The following is an 18,190-nucleotide window of genomic DNA, read 5'->3' as shown; positions in this document are numbered from 1 at the left end:
GAGCCGGCCGCCTCAGCCGTGGAGGACAGTGTGTCGTGCCGCGGATGTGGCGCGCTGATCGCTGGTGGCAGCGACTGCGCGGACTGCTGGGTCGCCGCCCCTTGGCCGGTGACGCCGCCGAAGGCCTGTGGCTGTCTCCGTGCAACTCGGTGCATACCTTCTGGATGGCGTACCCGCTGGACGTGTTGTTCCTTGGCCGTGACGGCGAGGTGCTCGGGTGGCGAGAAGATCTGTCGCCTTGGCGAACATGTGGCCAGCGTGGGGCGTACGCCACTGTCGAACTTCGCGCCGGCGGTCTGTCGCGGATCGCCCCGGTAAGAGGAGAGGTGCTGCAATGGCAACCGATCGAAACGTGATCAATCCTTCGGGAGCTGCGGGTCCGGCTGGTCGATCGCAGCGAGGTCAGTCGCTGGTGGAGTTCATCATCGTCGTACCTGCCTTTCTATTTCTGGTGTTGGCCGCATTCCAGTTCATGCTCATCTACCGGGCAAAGGCCACGCTCGACTACGCCACCCTTGAGGCTGCCCGGAGTGGAGCGGTGAACGGGGCGGACATCGGCGAAATTCGTGAAGGGCTGATTCGGGGACTGGCACCGCTGTATGCGGATTCGCCGGGAGTAGGCGGTGCCATTGAAGGGATGGCTAAAGCTGGTGCGGACGTGGCGTTGTACAGCGATATCGATATTGTCAGCCCGACCCGGCAAGCCTGGAACGAGTTCGCCGAGCGCCAATGGGATGGTCGGCGAGCTTTGCCGAACGATAATCTCGCCTTTCGCGATAACCGGGTGGGAAGCAGCGGCGTGAGCGTTCAAGATGCCAACGTCCTTAAGATCCGGGTGCGCTACTGCTACCCGATGATCGTGCCATTCGTCGACCGCGTCATTGGCGGCTTCTCGCGATTGATCACGGAGGGGGACACCTGGCGGCAGGATCTCCGTTGCTCCCTCGGTCACTACAGCCGCATGAGGCTCGAGTCCTACGCAATCGTGCGAATGCAATCGCCCCTTGATAAACCGTCAGGGTTGCGCTGACATGCGGAGTACGGCTCTTGTCGCGTACAGCCTGTCCATCTGGATTGCCACGTCCGGTGTCGCTGCCGTTGCGAGTGACGATGTCCCACATCGCGACGTCACACTCCACGCCGAGGCCCGGGGGATTGGCCCCGTACGCGAAACTGAGATCCTGCCGCTGACCATCCGCCTGTCCGGCTCCCACCTGCGCATCGATTTCGAATCGAGGAGCGGTGAGGACGGATATCTGCTGGCAGACACCACAGCGGACGCACGGCAGGCATGGATGGTCAGCCGCAGTGGCGATGTCGCATTGCCGGTGCCTGCTCCCGGATGGACAACCTTCAGACTGGATCCAGAGGCGCCCTGTGCCGACATGGCAGCGCGTTGCGAGCCGGAATCGGTCGATGTGGTCGCCAATCGCCTGGTCCGGAAATGGCGCTACCGCGACGCGGACGGACGAGGTCCTGACGGCACCGACACGGGCACCTTGTGGGTGGATCCCCAAACGGGCCTACTGCTGGCATTCAAGGGGAGGCTGGCCGGCCGCGGCGACGTACGTGGATACAAAGTCACTGCTGTGGAACACACACCGATGTCGCCGGACCTCTTCGAGCTTCCGAGGACACTCGACCAAGCCGAGGCCGACGCGCGCAATGGCAGAACCAAATGACCAGATCCAAAAGGAGTTGCATCCGATGAACCCGTTTTCCCGGCGCCACCTGGCCACTGCGCTGCTCGCCGTCCTGACTTCCTTCGGTGTGGCCGCGTGCGGCGGGGACCGACCTGGTGGCGAGGAGCGCTCGGCCGGACCAACCCGCGAAGGCGCCGCTCCGGGCGCCGCGCCGGTCGAGCCGGTGCTCGAAGCCGCCGCCGCCGGGCCCGCCGCCCCTGAAGGATTCGAGGTCGGTGCGGTTCCGGTATCCGAGGTCGCACTCGGCGACTTCCCCTACTTCACCTTGCCCGCTGGCTATGGCAATCCGAACAAGCCGATCCCCGTTCGCGAGTTCGACCGGGTCGCAGTCTGGACCGGCGACCGGCTTGAATGGGTCGAAGGTCGGATCTTCGAGTCTTTTGTTCACGCTGAACCCGGCAAGGGGTGGTCCCTCCTGGAAGTGATCCGCAACCTCGACCATCAGGTCTCGGAGGCCGGCGGGGTGAAAGTCACCGAGTCGAAACCACCAAACGAGGTGGTCGAGGCGTGGGGTGAGGAACAGGCCTACTCCCCCGGCCGTGGCGATATCTACAACGAAAAGGTGCTGACCTGGCTGGTCCGCCGGGCTGACCGCAACATTTGGCTCCACTTCGTCGGCAATACCGCCAGTGGATCCTGGATGGTGGTCGAGTCGGAAGCTTTCAAGCCGACGGCAGCCTTACTGCCTGCCAGCGAACTCAAGCAGCAGCTCGACAGCCTTGGGAAGGTGGCCTTGGAGGTCAACTTCGCAACCGACAAGGCCGAGATCCTGCCAGAGTCAAAACCTCAGATTGAGCAGGTGGCCGAGTTGCTCAGAAACGACCCCGAGCTCAGGCTGTCCGTCAACGGGCATACCGACGATACCGGGGACGCTGCGCGAAACCAGCAGCTATCGGAAGAACGTGCGACATCCGTTGTCGCGGCGCTTACTGCACGCGGTGTTTCCGCCGACAGGTTGCAGGCAAGGGGCTTTGGTCAAGACGAACCAGTGGCCGACAACGCTACTGAAGCGGGAAAAGCCAGGAACAGACGTGTTGAGCTCGTGGCAATCTAATTTGCGCCGGCCGCGAACCGTTGCCAGCGCCCGACGAAAGGACGCACCCATGCTTTTGCAGTACCGCGCCAGCTCCCGCCGCATCCTTCGACCAGGTTTCGGTTACGTTGCAACTACCTCAATGCTTGTCCTGCTCTTGGGAGGGTGCAATGACACGGGCGAGACGCCGTCTCCACGGAGGGTTGCAGATAGCGCGAGTATCCACGACGCCGGAGCCGAGCCTTCCAGTGAGGCCGATCCGGCCTGCACGGTCAGCCGCGATCCCGACGCCATCGTTGCGGGTACGGCGCTCGGCGAATGCATCGCCACCGCGATGATTGCCGCGGGCACCGGCGTCATGGTGCTGGAGGGGCCGGAGATGGAAACCACCACTACGCAATACCAGTTCCGGCCGCGACTCACGGTGGTGGTCGGCAACGATACGATGCGCATGGTGGTCACCGATAGCGGCGGCTGGGCGCGGGGGCCGGACGGGCACTGGCTCCAGGAGGACGAATCTTCATCGAATCCGGCGGTCAGGATCGCAACAGCCACCTTGAGGGGGCTGCGGGCGACCATGCAGCCGGCGGCCATCGCCGGTGGCTACGGCATCTGCCCCGAGTGGGTAAGCGAAGGGCTCAGCTCCGTCGAGGGAGACGAGTTCTCCGACTACCAGGCTTTCGCATTCCGATGTGCGGCGCCTTACCAGCTGGCGGGTATTACCGTCACCCAGCTCAAGATATGGGTGGACAGCACCTTCCTCCCCATCAAGGCGATCACGTCCTCGCAGTCGCCGATCCTGGAGTCATCGACCGTCAGCCACTTCTCGGCCTGGGGCGAACCGATCGACATCCCCAATGTCGCGACCGCTCCCTAGCGTTCGAAGCAGACGGGTTCCGAGCCCGATGTCCAGGCGGAGCAAACATCGTGTCGCATGTTCGTTGGGTCACGGTGCGTGGACGCGTCCGGATCCCGCAAGTGAGAGATATCGGTATCTCAGCAGGTATGGAGGAAGCACCGTGTATAGGAAAACCTTAGCACTCGTTTCGTTTGTCGTAGTGGGAATGCTCTGTGCGGGACCGGTATCTGCCCAAGAGGATATGGGTACGCAGCTGGCGAAGCTCGGGGGCGCCGCGCATCAAACGGCCCGTCTGTGCAAGCACTACTCCCAGGCCGAGCTCGACAGGCTCAAGCAGGGGCAGAAGGCACGCCACGCAGAGCAGGGCTTCGACATGGGTAGCTTTGAAAGCTCGTTCGCAGCTGCAGAAGCAGAAGTCCGGTCGAACTGGGAGGCTGCGTCGGAGGCGGAACGGTCGGCAACGTGCGCCCAACTTGAAGCGTTGCTCCAGGCTGCGGGAGCTGGGATGCAGTGAGCGCCTGCCCGATGCCGCGCCTAGCTGCCTAGGCCGAAGAACGCCCTGGCAGTCGCCGTGCTGTTCGCTGCGGTCACCGCGGCGTCTTCGCCCCGGTCGCGCGCCAGTTCCTCGACGATGTGCGCCAGGTACATCGGCTCGTTGCGGCGATGCGAGGGCGCCGGTTTCACTGTCCGGGGCAGCAGGTAGGGGGCGTCGGTCTCGATCATCAGCCGGTTGGCGGGGATGTTGGGTACCAGCTCGCGCAGGTGCTGGCCGCGTCGCTCGTCGCAGAGCCAGCCGGTGATGCCGACATGCCAGTCCTGGTCGAGGTAGTCGAACAGTTCCTCGCGGCTGCCGGTGAAGCAATGCACGACAGCCGGACCGAGCCGGCCTTCGAAGTTGCGCATCACCGCCATGAAGTCTTCATGCGCATCGCGCTGGTGCAGGAACAGTGGTTTGCCGGTATCGACCGCGATCTGCAACTGCTGCTCGAAGGCGCGGCGCTGGGCAGGTCGCGGCGAAAAATCACGGAAGTAGTCCAGTCCGCATTCGCCGACGGCGACCGCCTCCGGGTGCGCGTGCAGCGCGCGCATCTCGGCGTCGCACTCGGCGGTGTATTCGATGGCGTGGTGCGGGTGAACGCCGGCGGTGGCGAAAAGCTCGCCAGGATGCGCCCGTGCCAGCGCCATTGCCTGCGGCGAGTGCTCGCGGCTGGCGCCGGTGACCACCATCTGCACGATGCCGGCGTCGCGCGCGCGCTGCATCACCGCGTCGCGGTCGTGGTCGAAGGAGTCGTGGGTGAGGTTGGCGCCGATGTCGATCAATTCCATGGCCGGCATTCTAGGCGACGGTGCTGCGAAGCACTTCGCCAATCGCGTGTTCCTGTAGGAGCGGCTTCAGCCGCGATCGTCAGCCGCTCGCCCTTACCTTTCCCCGATCGCGGCTGAAGCCGCTCCTACAAGAGCCCCGCCGGTATCCTTCCCCGGTGGATTCCCGCTTCCCTATCGACGAGCTGTTGCCCGACATCCGTGCCAGCCTTGTCCGCCATCCGCGGCTGGTGCTCGAAGCCCCGCCGGGCGCGGGCAAGACCACGCGGGTGCCGCCGGCATTGCTGGATGCGCCGTGGCTGGAAGGCCGTCGCATCATCATGCTGGAACCGCGCCGGGTCGCTGCCCGCGCGGCGGCGGGCTTCATGGCCAGCCAATGCGACGAGAACGTTGGCGACAGCGTGGGTTACCGGATCCGCTTCGACCACCGGGTGTCCGGGCGCACCCGCATCGAGGTCGTCACCGAGGGCATCCTGACGCGCATGATCCAGGACGACCCGACCCTCGAGGGCATCGGCGCAATCCTGTTCGACGAGTTCCACGAGCGTCACCTGGCGGCGGACCTGGGCCTGGCGCTCGCGCTGGACGTGCAGGCGTCGCTGCGCGAGGACCTGCGGATCGTGCTGATGTCGGCCACGCTCGATGGCCAGCGGCTGTCGGACTTCCTCGATGCGCCGCGCCTGTCCAGTGCGGGGCGCAGCTACCCGGTGCAGGTGTCGCACTTCCCCGGGAGGCGGGACGAAAAACTCGAGCACCATGTCCGCCGGGCGGTTGAACACGCACTCGCAGCGCATCCCGGCGACATCCTGGTGTTCCTGCCCGGGCAGCGGGAGATCGGGCGGGTACAGCGGGTGCTGACCATGCAACAAGACGCGGCGCAGGTGCTGACCCTGCATGGCGACATGCCGGTGGAGCAGCAGTCATATGTCCTCCAGCCCGACCCGGCCGGCCGCCGGCGGGTGGTGCTGGCGACCAACGTGGCCGAGTCCAGCGTCACCCTGCCGGGCGTACGGGTGGTGGTCGATTCAGGCTTGTCGCGTGACCCCCGATTCGACCCCAACAGCGGCTTTTCGCGGCTCGACGTGGTGCATGTCGCGCAGGCTTCCGCTGACCAGCGGGCAGGCCGGGCCGGACGCGTCGCGGCGGGCTGGGCCTACCGCCTCTGGCCGCAATCCCAGCGACTGGAGCCACAGCGCCGGCCGGAGATCGCGCAGGTGGAACTGGCCGCGCTGGCGCTGGAGCTGGCGGCGTGGGGCGATGCCGACCTGCGCTTCGTCGACGTGCCGCCGCCCGGGGCGCTGGCCGCTGCGACTGAGCTGCTGCAACGTCTGGGAGCGTTGGATGGCGGGGCGGTGACGCCGCTGGGACGGCGGATGCTGTCGCTCGGTACGCATCCCCGGCTGGCAGCGATGCTGCTGGCGGCGGACGATCCTGTCGAGCAGGCACTGGCCTGCGATCTCGCAGCGCTGGTGGAGGGACGCGATCCGCTACGCGATGGCGGGGATGCGTTGGCCGCCCGGTGGGACGCCCTTGCGGCTTTCCGGCGTGGTCGGAGCAGCGCCCGGGCTGCCGGGGCCGATGCCAACCGCCCGGCGCTGGCCCATGTCGACCAGTCCGCGCGCCAGTGGCGACGCCGGCTGCGGCTCGAATGCCAGCCGCCGCCCGAAGCCGCCGCACATCGGCTCGGTGCCCTGCTGGCGCATGCCTGGCCGGACCGTATCGCCTTCCAGCACCGCACCGACCCGTACCGCTACCAGCTCGCCAACGGGCGGAGCGCCCGGATCACCGAAGACAGCAGCATGTTCGGCGAGCCGTGGCTGGTGGCGGTCGAATTGCGCGATGAGCTGCGCGACGCGCGGATCCTGCGTGCCGCACCGATCGACCTGGCGCGCCTCGAACGTGACTGGCCCGAGCGTTTCGTCGAGGAGGAGCGGGTCGTCTGGGACATGGATGCGCGGCGGATCAGCGCGGTACGCGAGCGCCGGTTCGACCGCATCGTGATCGACAGCCGCGCCGTCGCCGCCAGCGACAGGTCACGCTATCCGGAGGCCCTGGTGGATGCGGTACGGCAGCTCGGCCTGGACGCGTTGCCCTGGGGCCCATCCCTGCGGCAGTGGCGGGCGCGCGTGCAATGCCTGCGTCAGTGGTGCCCGGAGCTCGAACTGCCCGAGATGTCGGGTCCGGCGCTGCTGGCGGGTCTGGACGAATGGTTGAAGCCGGCCTTGTCGGGAAAGAGCCGCCTGGACGCGATCAGTGAGGCCGAGCTGGCCGAGGCGTTGAAGTCCCGGGTTCCGTGGGCGACGAGGCAGCGGATCGACGTGCTGGCACCGGTGCGAACGGTGGTGCCTTCGGGACTGGAGCGGCCGGTCGAGTATGGCTTCGATGAGGCTGCGGGCAGCCCGGTGGCGCCGGTGCTCGCGGTCAAGCTGCAGGAACTGTTCGGACTGGCGGACACGCCACGCATCGTCGAGGGACGGATCCCGCTGACCCTGCACCTGCTGTCTCCGGGCGGGCGCCCGCTGCAGGTCACCACAGACCTGCGCGGGTTCTGGGAGCGCACCTACCCCGAGGTCAGGAAGGAGATGAAGGGGCGCTACCCGCGGCACCCCTGGCCCGACGACCCCTGGACGGCGCGCGCCACCCACCGCGCCAAGCCACGCGGTACCTGAGCAGCCGATCCCGCCGTGGACGGGCTCACGTTGCTTCAACGGAGGCTTGGCCACACTGGCGCTCACTTCAACCGCCGCAGGCAAGACCGATGACCAGACTCGAGACGATACCCCACCGTGCAATGGACCTGGCCAGCAATGCGGTGGGCAGCCTCCGCCAGCACATGCCTTCGCGCGCTGGCACCCTGCTCCAGACCGGCATGACCCTGGGCGCGCTGAAGACCGGCGCGCGGGTCGCGGGCAAGTTCGCACGGCGCAATCCCGCCATCCTCGCGGCGACCGTCGCCGGCGCCGGGATCCTCTGGTACGCGGCCCACCGCAAGGCGCGCCAGGCTGAAAAGAACGAGATCCAGGGCCAGTCCCGCCGAGTGGACGCCCGGCAGCCGACCAGTGGCAGTGCCGCCGGCCAGGCCGAAACCAGCTACACCCCGGGCGCCAACTGATCCCGGAACGCATCCCGGCCGACGCCCGGCAGGAACATCAAGCCTGGGCGGCGACGTCCGCCGGGGCCGCCGCAGCGGGCAGTTCGATCACGAAGACCGCCCCACCGCCGGGGCGGTCCTCGTACCACAACTGGCCGCCCGCATTGGCCACGATCTGCTTGGCCAGCGACAGGCCCAGCCCGCTGGAGATGCCGTCGTCGGCCTGTTCCAGCCGGGTAAACGGCTTGAACAGGTCCCGCTGCTGGCGCGGTGAGATGCCGGGGCCACGATCGGCCACCACGAGCTGCCAGTAGCCCGGGGCGCCGGCACGGCCGGCGAGCAGCAGTTCGCCGTTGGGCGCGTACTTCATTGCGTTGGTGACCAGGTTCTCGCTGAGCTGGCGCAGCACGCGCTCGTCGATGGCCACCCGTGCATGCTCCGGCGGTACCGACTGCTGGATCCGGATGCCACGCGCGTCGAGCTGGAATTCGTAGCGCCGCACCAGCCACTCCAGGATCTCGCCCAGCGAACATGTCGCCTCGCTGTCGCGATCGGCGCGCGCGCCGGCCTGGCTCTCCAGGTAGTGGCGGATGTATCCCAGCGCATCGTCCGCGCTTTCATGGATCATCTGCAGGTAACGCGGTACCCGGTCGGGCTTGCACCCGTCCTGGAGCAGGATGTCGCTGGCGAACAGGACACTGGAAAGCGGGTTCTTGAGGTCGTGGGCGACCAGGTTCACCAGTTCCTCGCGCTCGCGTGCGACCCGCTCGAGCCGGTCGCGCGTCAGCTTCAGGCCGACGTGCGCATTGACCCGCGCCAGCAGCTCCTCCGGCAGGAAGGGCTTGGTGACGTAGTCCACCACCCCCGCGTCGAATGCCCGCAGCAACAGGTCGCGATCGTGCGCCGCCGTGACGAACACCACCGGCACCTGCAATGGCGGTTCCTGTTCGCGCAACGCAGCCAGCACTTCGAACCCATCCATACCCGGCATCATCATGTCGAGCAGGATCAGGTCCGGGACGGACTCGCAATACCGGGTGATCGCTTCCTCGCCGCCGCCGGCGGTGATGACCTCATATCCCTGGCGCGACAACAATGCGCTCACCACCCGCAGGTTTGCCGCCTGGTCGTCGACGACCAGGATCCTGCCTAGCGAAGTGGAGGATGCGTTCATGGCGTTCCGCTGGGAATGGGGGCGGCCTCCATCAGGCGGCAACCAAGCTGAATAGCCGAAAAAGTTAGCAGAAAGTGAACCGCCAATGGAGAACCGCGGTCCGCAAACATGAATTATTCACCCCCGCGCTACTCGTGCGCCGGACTGCACTCCCGCCATTCCCCCGGAAGCAGCGGCCCCAAACCGTGCGGTCCAATGCCCACCCTTACCAGCCTCAACGTAGGATGGCCCACCGCAGCGGTCATCCGCCGGACCTGGCGATTGCGCCCTTCCCGGATCACGAGTTCCAACCAGGTGTCGGGCACGCTCTTGCGGAATCGCACCGGCGGATCGCGGGGCCAGATCGACGGTGGCTCGATGATCCGGACCCGGGCCGGACGCGTCATGCCGTCCTTCAGTTCCACCCCGGCCTGGAGTGCTGCGATCGACGCGGCGGAGGGCACGCCTTCCACCTGCACCTGGTAGACCTTGGGTTGCTTGTGCCGCGGGTCGGTGAGCCTGTGGGCGAGCGGGCCATCGTCGGTCAGCAGCAACAGGCCCTCGCTGTCATGGTCCAGCCGCCCGGCGGGATAGATGCCGGGCGGCAGGCCGAACCCCGCCAGGGTCGGGCGGGGCGGTTGGCTACGGTCGGTGAACTGGCACAGCACGCCATAGGGCTTGTTGAATGCGACCAGCACCGTGCGTCGCTCAGCCCGGCTTGCGGAACCGGAGCGTCATGCGGTCGCTTTCGCCGATCTGCTCGAACACGCTGCCGTCGTCGACATCACGATGGTTGTTGCTCGGTGGCAGCGTCCACACGCCATTGGGATGGTCGCGGGTGTCGCGCGGGTTGGCATTGACCTCGCTGCTGCCGTCGGGCTCGAAGCCCGCCGCTTCGGCCAGCGCGACCACCTGCGATTCCCCGACATAACCGCTCTCGTCGTCATCGGCCACTTCCCCGGCAGCGCGATGTTCCACCACGCCCAGGGTGCCACCGGGTTTCAGGACATCGTAGAAGCCGCGGAACATCGCCTCGGCGTTGCCGGCTGAGCGCCAGTTGTGCACGTTCCGGAAGGTCAACACCAGGTCGGCCGAGCCGGGCGTGCCGAACACCGGATTGGCCGGGTCGTAGGCGACCACGTTGGCGCGGTCGAACTGCTCGGGCTCCGCGGCGAGCATGCGCTCGAGCGAGTCCTTCGCACGCTGCTGGTAGTCGCGCCCGCCACCTTCCTCCAGCGCTCCCGGATCGACCACGGCCGCCACGTACTGGCCGTGCTCGCGCAGGTAGGGCGCCAGGATCTCCGCGTACCAGCCACCACCGGGGGTGATCTCGACCACCGTCTGGTCCGGCTGCAGCCCGAAGAACTGCAGGGTCTCGACCGGGTGCCGGAATTCGTCGCGGGCGACGTTGGAGGGGTCACGCCATTCGCCCGCCACTGCCGCGAGCAGCGGATCACCCGCTTCGGCATCGGCCACGGGGTCGGCAGCCTGCTCACCGGCGGTGGGCGCGGCGGCGGCCGGGTCGGCATCCGCGGCCGGATCGGCGCAGCCGACCATCAGGGCGGGAAGCAGTGTCGCGAGCAGCAGACGTTTCATGCGCGTGGCTCCTTGCAGGGGAAAGTCGCCAGCCTACCCCACTCACCGGGCCGGGCGATCCAGGCTTGACAAACGCCATGTGTATGGTTGTAGTAATACACATGGACGCAAGCCTGTTGCATATCGAACCCGCCGCGGCGCAACCGATCTATCGGCAGATCACCGAGCAGGTCCGGCGGCTGGTGGCCGGCGGACAGCTCGCCCCGGGTGACACCCTGCCTTCGGTGCGGGATGTCGCCGCGGCCCATGCCATCAACCCCATGACGGTCTCCAAGGCCTACAGCCAACTGGAGGCCGAAGGCGTGCTTGAACGCCAGCGTGGCAAGGGCATGGCGGTCGCCCCCGGCGCCGCGGCGGGACCTGCCACGGGCCGCCGTTGGCAACTCATCGAACCGGCGCTCGATGCGGTCGCGCGCCAGGCCCAGGAACTCGAACTGCCGCCGGACGAAGTGCTCGCCCGGCTCCGGTCACGGATGGAGGAACACGCATGAATACCGCTCGACTCGTCACCACCCCCCTGCCCGCGACCACGGTCGCAACTGCCGCGCACCCCACCGGAATGGAGTGGCCGATCCGCGTGCACGGGCTCGATAAACACTACGACGGCCAGCGCGTGCTCGATGGCGCTTCGCTGCAGCTGGAGCCCGGTGCGGTGCTCGGGCTGATCGGCCGCAACGGCGCCGGCAAGTCGACGCTGATCCGCTGCCTGCTGGGGCTGGTGCAGCCCGACGCCGGCGAGGCCAGCATCTGGGGACGCCCGTCGCTGCAACTCGACGACGAGGCCAAGGCGCGGCTTGCCTACGTGCCGCAGCAACCCGAAGCACTGGGCTGGTTGAAGGTGGGCGACATGCTGGATTTCGTCGGCCGCTTCTATCCCCGGTGGGATGCCGCTTTCGTCGATGCGACCCTGGAGCGCTGGTCGCTGCCGCGCAACAAGGTGCTGGCGCGGATGTCGCCGGGCGAGCGGCAACGGGTCGCGCTGATCCGGGCGCTCGCATGCCGGCCTTCCCTGCTGGTGCTGGACGAGCCGGCCGCGGCGCTGGACCCGGTGGCCCGTCGCGAACTGCTGCGGGAGATCGCCCAGCGTGCCGGCGAGTCGGGCACCAGCGTGCTGTTCTCCACCCACATCGTTTCGGATGTGGAGCGCGTGGCGTCGCACGTCGCCTTCATGCACGAGGGCCGCACGTTGCTGCAGGTCGAACTGGACACCTTGAAGGAGTGCCACCTCCGCCTGCGCATCCCGGCTTCCGCGGCTGCACAACTGGTGGGGCGGGTTCCGGGGGAGATCTCGCGCCGGGCATTGGCCGACGGAGCGCTTTCGGTGGTGATCCTGCGCGAGGCGGATGCGGCCTGGCCGGCACTGGCCAGTGCACCGGAGGTCCGCGCTGACGTGCTGTCGCTGGAGGACCTGTTCGTGGAGGTGGCCGAATGAACGTCGCCCCCACATGGAATCCCGGTATCGGCGGGCAGCTCCGGCACAGCGCGCTGCTGCTGCGCCACGGCGCGAGCCTCCTGCAACGGGCGCTGGCCGTGCTGCTGAGCGGGGCATTCGTGGTCGCCGCCGGACTCGTGCTCGCAACCCTCGAACCACCCCAGCGGGCGCCTGTCGCGCTGGTCCTGACGGGTATCGCGGTGATGGTGTTGTGGGGCGTGTGGGTGTCGCGGCTGGTGCTGCTGCACTCGGAAGCGCGGCAGGCCAGGATGCCGGGCGTCGGCCGCGCCATCGGCGGCACCCTTGCCGTGGTGACGCTGGGGTCGGTCGTGCTGCCGAGCATGCTCTTCGCCGCGGTGGGCATGGATCCGATGCTGGCCACGGCGGTGCTGGCGGTGGGCGCCTGTGCCGGGCTGATCGTGGCGCTGCTTCCGCGCATCATCTACTTCGCCTTGTGCTTCGCGCCTCTGTTGATCGGGGTGATCGGAGCGCTGTGGACGCGCTGGGGCCCGCCGCTCAATTTTTGGACGGCGTGGCGCCCTGACGCCACCGATGTCTTCTGGCTGGTACCGCCGATGCTGGCACTGGCCGTCTGGCGCTGGCATTCCGTGACGCTTCAGGCCGACCGCCCGGACACGTCGGTGTGGTGGCAGCCGGCGGTGGCCTCCAGCCCCCGGGCGCTGGCGGGCGCCGGGTGGTTCAGCGGTGGCGCCGAGAGCCAGCAGCTGCCGGACTGGATGTGGCCCGCGGGGCAGACATCCGGCGCCGGTCCGGCCCGGCCGGTGCGGGCGATGCGCGCTCTGCTGGGCACGCCCTTCGCGCCGCTTTCGGCCACGCAGATTCTGGTGCAACTGGGCGTCGGGGCGATCGCGCTGCTCTACCTGTTGTTGCAGGGCCTGGGCGAAGGTGGTGATCCGGGCGTGCTGGTCGGTGGCGTGATCGGTGGTGGCGGGGTCCTGGTGGTGATGTACGGCCAACGGCTCGAAAGCATGTACCGCAAGTCTGCGGGTGAGACCGACGAATTCGCCCTGCTGCCGGGTTTCGGTGACCCCGCGGCGCAGCGTGCGCAGCTCTTGCGCGCTGTTCTGTGGTCGCCGTCCTGGGCTTGCGCCATCATCCTGGCGATGCTGCTGGCCATCGGTCTGCTCATGGGGACCGGACCGCAGCTGCTGGCGTTGATGATGATGTCGGGACTCGGGCTGGTGCTGCTGACGGCGGTTGGCTGCATCCGCCCGATCGCGGGCCAGCGGCTCGATGGCGTGCGCATGCTCTTGCTGGCGGGGCCGGTGCTGCTGCTCGCACTGGTGACGATTGCCTACGCCCTGCGTGCGGAGGGCGGCGGGGTTGTCGTGCTGGTGCTGGCACTGCTGTGGGTGGTGGTCTACGCAGTGGGGGGCGGGTTGCTGCTCTCCAGCGTGCGTCGCTTCCGCAGCCGCCCGCATCCCTTTATCCAGCGCTAGGCGCCAGCGGCCGCCGCGCGACGCCGTGGCCGGCAGGTCGTACCATTGCCCCATGGGGACACGACGCACTTGGGGTGGCATGGCGCGCGGACCATCGCGTGGCGCCGGGATTGCCCGGGTGGCGCTCGCCTTCGTGATCGGCGCGATTGGCGGCGCGGTGGCGCAGGCGACCTGGAGTGACCACGGCGCGCCGCCGGTAGCGGCGATGCCGGAACCCCCGGCCGTCGCTCCGGGTGTGGAGCCTGCGGGGGGGGAACCCTCTGCGCCCAACTTCGTCTACCGCTACCTGGCTCCGCCGTCGCCTGCGCTGGCGGAGGTCGCCACACAGGTGCGCGACCGCGACCTGCTGCGCAAGCTGCCGGAAGTGCAATGGCTGGACGGCCTGTTGATGTTGCCGGAGACCATCACCTACGTCGCGATGGAGTGCGGCGAACCCGACGCGTACTACCTGCCCGACAAGCGCGAGGTGGTGCTGTGCTACGAGATGATGCAGGTGCTCTACGAACAGGGCGCCGAGCTGGCCACGAGCGGTGACGTCTCAAGCGTCGTGGGTCCCGACGCAGCGGCGGACGCATCGCCATCCGACATCGCACAGCAATACGTGTGGGCGAATCTGCGCTTCATCGCCTCGCACGAGACCGGTCACGCATTGATCGAGCTGCTGGACCTGCCGGTTACCGGTCGTCAGGAGGACGCAGTCGACCAGTTCGCCACTTCGGTGATGCAGCGCATCGGTGGTGAGCACGAGTCGCCGGAGCAGGTAGCCGCCAACCTGAGGCTGGCCGGGCACTGGTTCCTGGCGCGGGCGGATACAGGCTTCTCGCTGGACGCCTACGCCGATACCCACTCGCTGGGCCTGCAGCGGTACTTCAACCTGCAGTGCCTGCTGTACGGATCGGATCCGGAACGCTTCGCCGGGATCGTGGCGCGGGGCGACCTTCCCGAATCCCGCGCCCGCTACTGCCCGGCCGAAGCCGGGCGAGCCAGCGAGGCCTGGATGCGCCTGCTGCGCCCGCACCTCGCGCCCCGGTACGCAATGACCGAGGCGGAGGCGGCGGAGTGGATGCGACAGCGCGGAGAGCCGGCGCCTACAGCGATGCCAGCGCAGCGTTGAAGGTCTGGCTCGGCCGCATCGCGGCGCCAAGCCTGTCCAGGTCCGGGTAGTAGTAGCCGGCGATGTCGACCGCGCCGCCCTGTGCCCCGTTGAGTTCGGCAACGATCTTCTGTTCGTTCTCCGCCAGCGCCTTCGCCAGCGGTGCGAACTTGGCCTTCAGCTCGGCATCCTGGTCCTGTTCGGCCAGCGCCTGCGCCCAGTACATCGCGAGATAGAAGTGGCTGCCGCGGTTGTCGAGTTCGCCGACCTTGCGCGAGGGCGAGCGGTTGCTGTCCAGGAACGCTCCGTTGGCACTGTCGAGTGCATCGGCCAGCACCTTCGCCCGGGCATTGCCGGTCGACTCTGCCAGGTGGTCGAGCGAGGCCGCGAGTGCCAGGAATTCCCCGAGCGAATCCCAGCGCAGGTGGTTCTCCTCGACGAACTGCTGGACGTGTTTGGGTGCGCTGCCGCCGGCGCCGGTCTCGAACAGGCCGCCGCCCGCCATCAACGGCACCACCGACAGCATCTTCGCGCTGGTGCCCAGCTCCATGATCGGGAACAGGTCGGTGAGGTAGTCACGCAGCACGTTTCCGGTGACCGAGATGGTGTCCTCGCCGCGGCGAATGCGCTCCAGCGAGAACGCCATCGCTTCGGTCGGTGACATGACGCGGATGTCCAGGCCTTCGGTGTCGTGGTCCTTCAGGTAGGCCTCGACCTTTTCGATCAGCTGCGCATCGTGCGCGCGCTGCGGATCCAGCCAGAACACCGCCGGGGTGTTGCTGAGGCGGGCGCGGGACACGGCCAGCTTCACCCAGTCGCGCACCGGCGCATCCCTGGTCTGGCACATGCGCCAGATGTCGCCGGCCTGCGCCGCGTGCTGCAGCAGCACCTTGCCGGCCTCGTCCACCACCCGCACGGTGCCGTCGCGCGGGATGCGGAAGGTCTTGTCGTGGCTGCCGTATTCCTCGGCCTTCTGCGCCATCAGGCCGACGTTGGGCACGCTGCCCATGGTGGCGGGATCGAACGCGCCATTGGCCTTGCAGTCCTCGATCACCGCCTGGTAGATGCCGGCATAGCTGCGATCGGGGATGACCGCCTTGGTGTCCTGCAGTTCACCGGCCGGGTTCCACATGCGGCCGCTGTCACGGATCATCGCCGGCATCGAGGCGTCCACGATCACGTCCGACGGCACGTGCAGGTTGGTGATGCCCTTGTCGGAGTTGACCATCGCCAGCGCCGGGCGCTCACCGTACAGCGCATTGATGTCGGACTTGATCGAGGCCTGCAGGTCCGCCGGCAGCGAGGACAGGCGTGAGTACAGGTCGCCGATGCCGTTGCTGGCGTCGAAGCCGGCGTCCATCAGCTCGCGGTCATGCTTCGCCAGCACCGGTGCGTAGAAGCGGTTGACCGCCACGCCGAAGATGATCGGATCGGAGACCTTCATCATCGTCGCCTTCAGGTGCAGCGAGAACAGCACACCCTTCGCCTTGGCGTCGTCGATCTGCGCATCGAAGAACTGGCCGAGCCGGCGCGTGTCCATCACCGCCGCATCGATCACCTCGCCGTCCAGCAGCGACACGCGCTCCTTCAGGACCGTGGTGACGCCGTCGGTACCGACCAGCTCGACGTGCACGTCGGTGGCCTTGTCGACCGTGGTGGATTGCTCGCTGCCGTAGAAGTCGCCGCCGTCCATGTGCGCCACGTGGCTGTGGCTGTCCTTCGACCAGGCCCCCATGCGGTGCGGATGCTTGCGCGCGTAGTTCTTCACAGACAGCGGTGCGCGGCGGTCGGAATTGCCTTCGCGCAGTACCGGATTGACAGCGCTGCCCTTGACCCGGTCATAGCGCGCCTTGATGTCGCGCTCGGCATCGGTGGCCGGCTCCTCGGGGTAGTCCGGCAGCGGATAGCCCTGGGACTGCAGCTCGCGGATGGCCGCGCGCAGCTGCGGGACCGAGGCGCTGATGTTGGGCAGCTTGATGATGTTGGCATCGGGCGACTTGGCCAGCTCGCCCAGCTCGGCCAGGTCGTCGCTCACGCGGCGTTCGCCGAGCTCGTCCGGGAACTGCGCCAGGATCCGGGCCGCCAGCGAGATGTCGCGCGTCTCCACCTTGATGCCGGCAGGCGCGGTGAACGCCGAGACGATCGGCAGCAGCGACTGCGTCGCCAGCAGCGGCGCTTCGTCGGTGAGCGTGTAGATGATCACCGGGTTCTTGGACTGGGGGGTGTCGGACATGGGGGATCGCTCGCGAACGGGAAGCCTCGATTGTCGCGCCTGTGGCCGATGCGGGCAAAGGGCGGGCAGTCATCGCGGGTCATGACGGTGTGGCGAATGGTTGTTTGGTGACGAGCGGGCGGAGGAGGCCGGCTGCAAGTAGGATCGGGAGGTCATCGGCACCGGGGGCGCCACATGGAAAACAACGGGAAGATGGGCCGGCACCCGCTGGCATGCCGCTGCGGCGCATTGCGCGGCCACGTCGACTTGCCGGGCATGTCGAACCGCGCGATCTGCCACTGCCGCAGTTGCCAGGCGTTCGCGCGCTACCTGGGCCGGCCGGAGGAAGTACTGGACGATGCGGGCGGTACGGAGGTGGTGCAGGTGGCGGCGTCGCGGGTCCATTTCGACCAGGGCGCCGAACATCTGGCGGTGGTGAAGCTGGGCGAAGGCGGCATGCTGCGCTGGTTCGCGGGCTGCTGCCGCACACCGGTCGGCAACACCACCGCGAACCCGCGCCTCGGTTTCGTGGGGTTGGTGCACAGTTGCCTCGCGGGCCAGCCGTTGCAGCCGTCATTCGGAACGGTGGCGGCGCGGGTGAATACCGAGGCGGCGACCGGGGACACCAAGCCCGCCGGCCACGGGCTGGCGGCTTCGCTTGTGCGGATCCTGGCGATCACCGCGGGCGAATGGTTGCGCCGCGGACATCGCCGGTCACCGTTCTTCACTGCGGTGGGCGCGCCCGTGGTCGAGCCGGTGGTGCTGGGGGCGGACGAGGTGAAGCGGTTGCGCCGTCCGGACCGGGGCCTGCAACTGTAGGAGCGACGTAAGTCGCGATCCGGCAAAGGGATGCCCGCGCCGAGCTCACGATCGCGGCTGAAGCCGCTCCTACAAGGGGATACAGGGGCTAGGTGTGATCTCTCAGTAGGTTGTTCATCCGGGGTGGTCCCGGAAGACTGGAGGTGCGAATCAGCCACCCCTCCAGGAGCCCCGGATGAACCTGCATAAACATGCCCGCCTTAGCCCTCGCGGTCGAGCCCTGCTCGTGGACCGCATCTTGATTCAGGGCCTGCGCGTGGAAGAAGCCGCACACGCCGCCGGCGTGAGCGTTCGAACAGCGTACAAGTGGCTGAAACGGTTCAAGGAAGAAGGTTCGGGCGGGTTAACCGATCGATCCTCGAGACCGCGGCACTGTCCCCACGCGACAGCGCCACGGATCGTGGATCAGGTGCTGG

At 67.8% G+C, this 18,190-nt stretch carries 18 protein-coding genes; 13 read left to right on the top strand and 5 right to left on the bottom strand.

The window, feature by feature from the left end; genetic code table 11:
- Positions 1-44: 44 nt before the first annotated feature.
- The 5 genes from B5D37_RS06905 to B5D37_RS06885 all read left to right on the top strand — a co-directional run bounded on the left by B5D37_RS06905 (position 45) and on the right by B5D37_RS06885 (position 3,613).
- Positions 45-356 carry a DUF192 domain-containing protein gene (locus B5D37_RS06905; protein WP_143814206.1) on the top strand — a complete coding sequence of 104 codons (312 nt, stop codon included), beginning with the start codon at positions 45-47 and terminating at the stop codon, positions 354-356.
- Positions 335-1,030: a TadE/TadG family type IV pilus assembly protein gene (locus tag B5D37_RS06900; RefSeq protein ID WP_078757994.1), complete on the top strand. Its 696-nt coding sequence runs from the start codon at positions 335-337 to the stop codon at positions 1,028-1,030. Before B5D37_RS06905 ends, B5D37_RS06900 begins: the two co-directional genes overlap by 22 nt.
- Before the next feature lies 1 nt (position 1,031).
- Positions 1,032-1,682: a hypothetical protein gene (locus tag B5D37_RS06895; protein WP_078757993.1), complete on the top strand. Its 651-nt coding sequence runs from the start codon at positions 1,032-1,034 to the stop codon at positions 1,680-1,682.
- A gap of 25 nt (positions 1,683-1,707) precedes the next feature.
- Positions 1,708-2,757, top strand: a complete 1,050-nt coding sequence (locus tag B5D37_RS06890) for an OmpA family protein (RefSeq protein ID WP_078757992.1) — start codon at positions 1,708-1,710, stop codon at positions 2,755-2,757.
- Positions 2,758-2,878: 121 nt separating this feature from the next.
- Positions 2,879-3,613: a hypothetical protein gene (locus B5D37_RS06885; protein WP_078757991.1), complete on the top strand. Its 735-nt coding sequence runs from the start codon at positions 2,879-2,881 to the stop codon at positions 3,611-3,613.
- A 516-nt stretch (positions 3,614-4,129) separates the two neighbouring features.
- Here B5D37_RS06885 and B5D37_RS06875 read toward each other — a convergent pair.
- Positions 4,130-4,921 (bottom strand): TatD family hydrolase, encoded by a 792-nt coding sequence (locus tag B5D37_RS06875; protein ID WP_078757989.1) that lies wholly within the window; start codon positions 4,919-4,921, stop codon positions 4,130-4,132.
- A 155-nt stretch (positions 4,922-5,076) separates the two neighbouring features.
- On the opposite strand from B5D37_RS06875, the gene hrpB reads away from it, so the two are divergent.
- Together hrpB and B5D37_RS06865 are read left to right on the top strand one after the other, a co-directional pair.
- Positions 5,077-7,587 carry an ATP-dependent helicase HrpB gene (gene hrpB, locus B5D37_RS06870; RefSeq protein ID WP_078757988.1) on the top strand — a complete coding sequence of 837 codons (2,511 nt, stop codon included), beginning with the start codon at positions 5,077-5,079 and terminating at the stop codon, positions 7,585-7,587.
- Between the two features lie 89 nt (positions 7,588-7,676).
- On the top strand, positions 7,677-8,030 hold the full coding sequence (locus B5D37_RS06865; RefSeq protein WP_143814195.1) for a hypothetical protein: 354 nt from the start codon (positions 7,677-7,679) through the stop codon (positions 8,028-8,030).
- 37 nt (positions 8,031-8,067) lie between these two features.
- Here B5D37_RS06865 and B5D37_RS06860 read toward each other — a convergent pair whose 3' ends face one another.
- The 3 genes from B5D37_RS06860 to B5D37_RS06850 form a co-directional block, all read right to left on the bottom strand.
- Entirely contained in the window at positions 8,068-9,183 is a 1,116-nt protein-coding gene (locus tag B5D37_RS06860; protein ID WP_078757986.1) for a hybrid sensor histidine kinase/response regulator, read from the bottom strand.
- A gap of 128 nt (positions 9,184-9,311) precedes the next feature.
- On the bottom strand, positions 9,312-9,860 hold the full coding sequence (locus B5D37_RS06855; protein WP_078757985.1) for a pseudouridine synthase: 549 nt from the start codon (positions 9,858-9,860) through the stop codon (positions 9,312-9,314).
- A 10-nt stretch (positions 9,861-9,870) separates the two neighbouring features.
- Positions 9,871-10,758 (bottom strand): class I SAM-dependent methyltransferase, encoded by an 888-nt coding sequence (locus tag B5D37_RS06850; protein WP_234987740.1) that lies wholly within the window; start codon positions 10,756-10,758, stop codon positions 9,871-9,873.
- Between the two features lie 101 nt (positions 10,759-10,859).
- Here B5D37_RS06850 and B5D37_RS06845 point away from each other — a divergent pair, with 101 nt between their 5' ends.
- The 4 genes from B5D37_RS06845 (at position 10,860) to B5D37_RS06830 (ending at position 14,764) form a co-directional block, all read left to right on the top strand.
- On the top strand, positions 10,860-11,249 hold the full coding sequence (locus B5D37_RS06845) for a GntR family transcriptional regulator (protein WP_078757984.1): 390 nt from the start codon (positions 10,860-10,862) through the stop codon (positions 11,247-11,249).
- A gap of 68 nt (positions 11,250-11,317) precedes the next feature.
- Positions 11,318-12,190 (top strand): ABC transporter ATP-binding protein, encoded by an 873-nt coding sequence (locus B5D37_RS06840; protein ID WP_143814205.1) that lies wholly within the window; start codon positions 11,318-11,320, stop codon positions 12,188-12,190.
- A complete protein-coding gene (locus B5D37_RS06835) occupies positions 12,187-13,650 on the top strand; it encodes a hypothetical protein (RefSeq protein WP_078757982.1) in 1,464 nt (487 codons plus the stop codon). Before B5D37_RS06840 ends, B5D37_RS06835 begins: the two co-directional genes overlap by 4 nt.
- Positions 13,651-13,702: 52 nt before the next feature.
- Positions 13,703-14,764 carry a DUF4344 domain-containing metallopeptidase gene (locus B5D37_RS06830; protein WP_078757981.1) on the top strand — a complete coding sequence of 354 codons (1,062 nt, stop codon included), beginning with the start codon at positions 13,703-13,705 and terminating at the stop codon, positions 14,762-14,764.
- On the opposite strand, the gene B5D37_RS06825 is transcribed toward B5D37_RS06830, so the two are convergent.
- Positions 14,739-16,976, bottom strand: a complete 2,238-nt coding sequence (locus B5D37_RS06825) for an NADP-dependent isocitrate dehydrogenase (protein ID WP_078757980.1) — start codon at positions 16,974-16,976, stop codon at positions 14,739-14,741. The two genes, B5D37_RS06830 and B5D37_RS06825, sit on opposite strands and share 26 nt — an antisense overlap.
- A 174-nt stretch (positions 16,977-17,150) precedes the next feature.
- On the opposite strand from B5D37_RS06825, the gene B5D37_RS14665 reads away from it, so the two are divergent.
- Together B5D37_RS14665 and B5D37_RS06820 are read left to right on the top strand one after the other, a co-directional pair.
- A complete protein-coding gene (locus B5D37_RS14665) occupies positions 17,151-17,774 on the top strand; it encodes a DUF6151 family protein (protein ID WP_143814194.1) in 624 nt (207 codons plus the stop codon).
- A 175-nt stretch (positions 17,775-17,949) separates the two neighbouring features.
- A partial coding sequence (locus B5D37_RS06820; RefSeq protein ID WP_143814193.1) for a leucine zipper domain-containing protein occupies positions 17,950-18,190 on the top strand: 241 nt, incomplete at its 3' end.

Origin of the sequence: Lysobacter spongiicola DSM 21749 (assembly GCF_900167055.1) — a bacterium.
Taxonomy (GTDB): domain Bacteria; phylum Pseudomonadota; class Gammaproteobacteria; order Xanthomonadales; family Xanthomonadaceae; genus Novilysobacter; species Novilysobacter spongiicola.
Note: the sequence above shows the minus strand (reverse complement) of the source record. Positions and strands in the feature narration are given on the sequence as shown.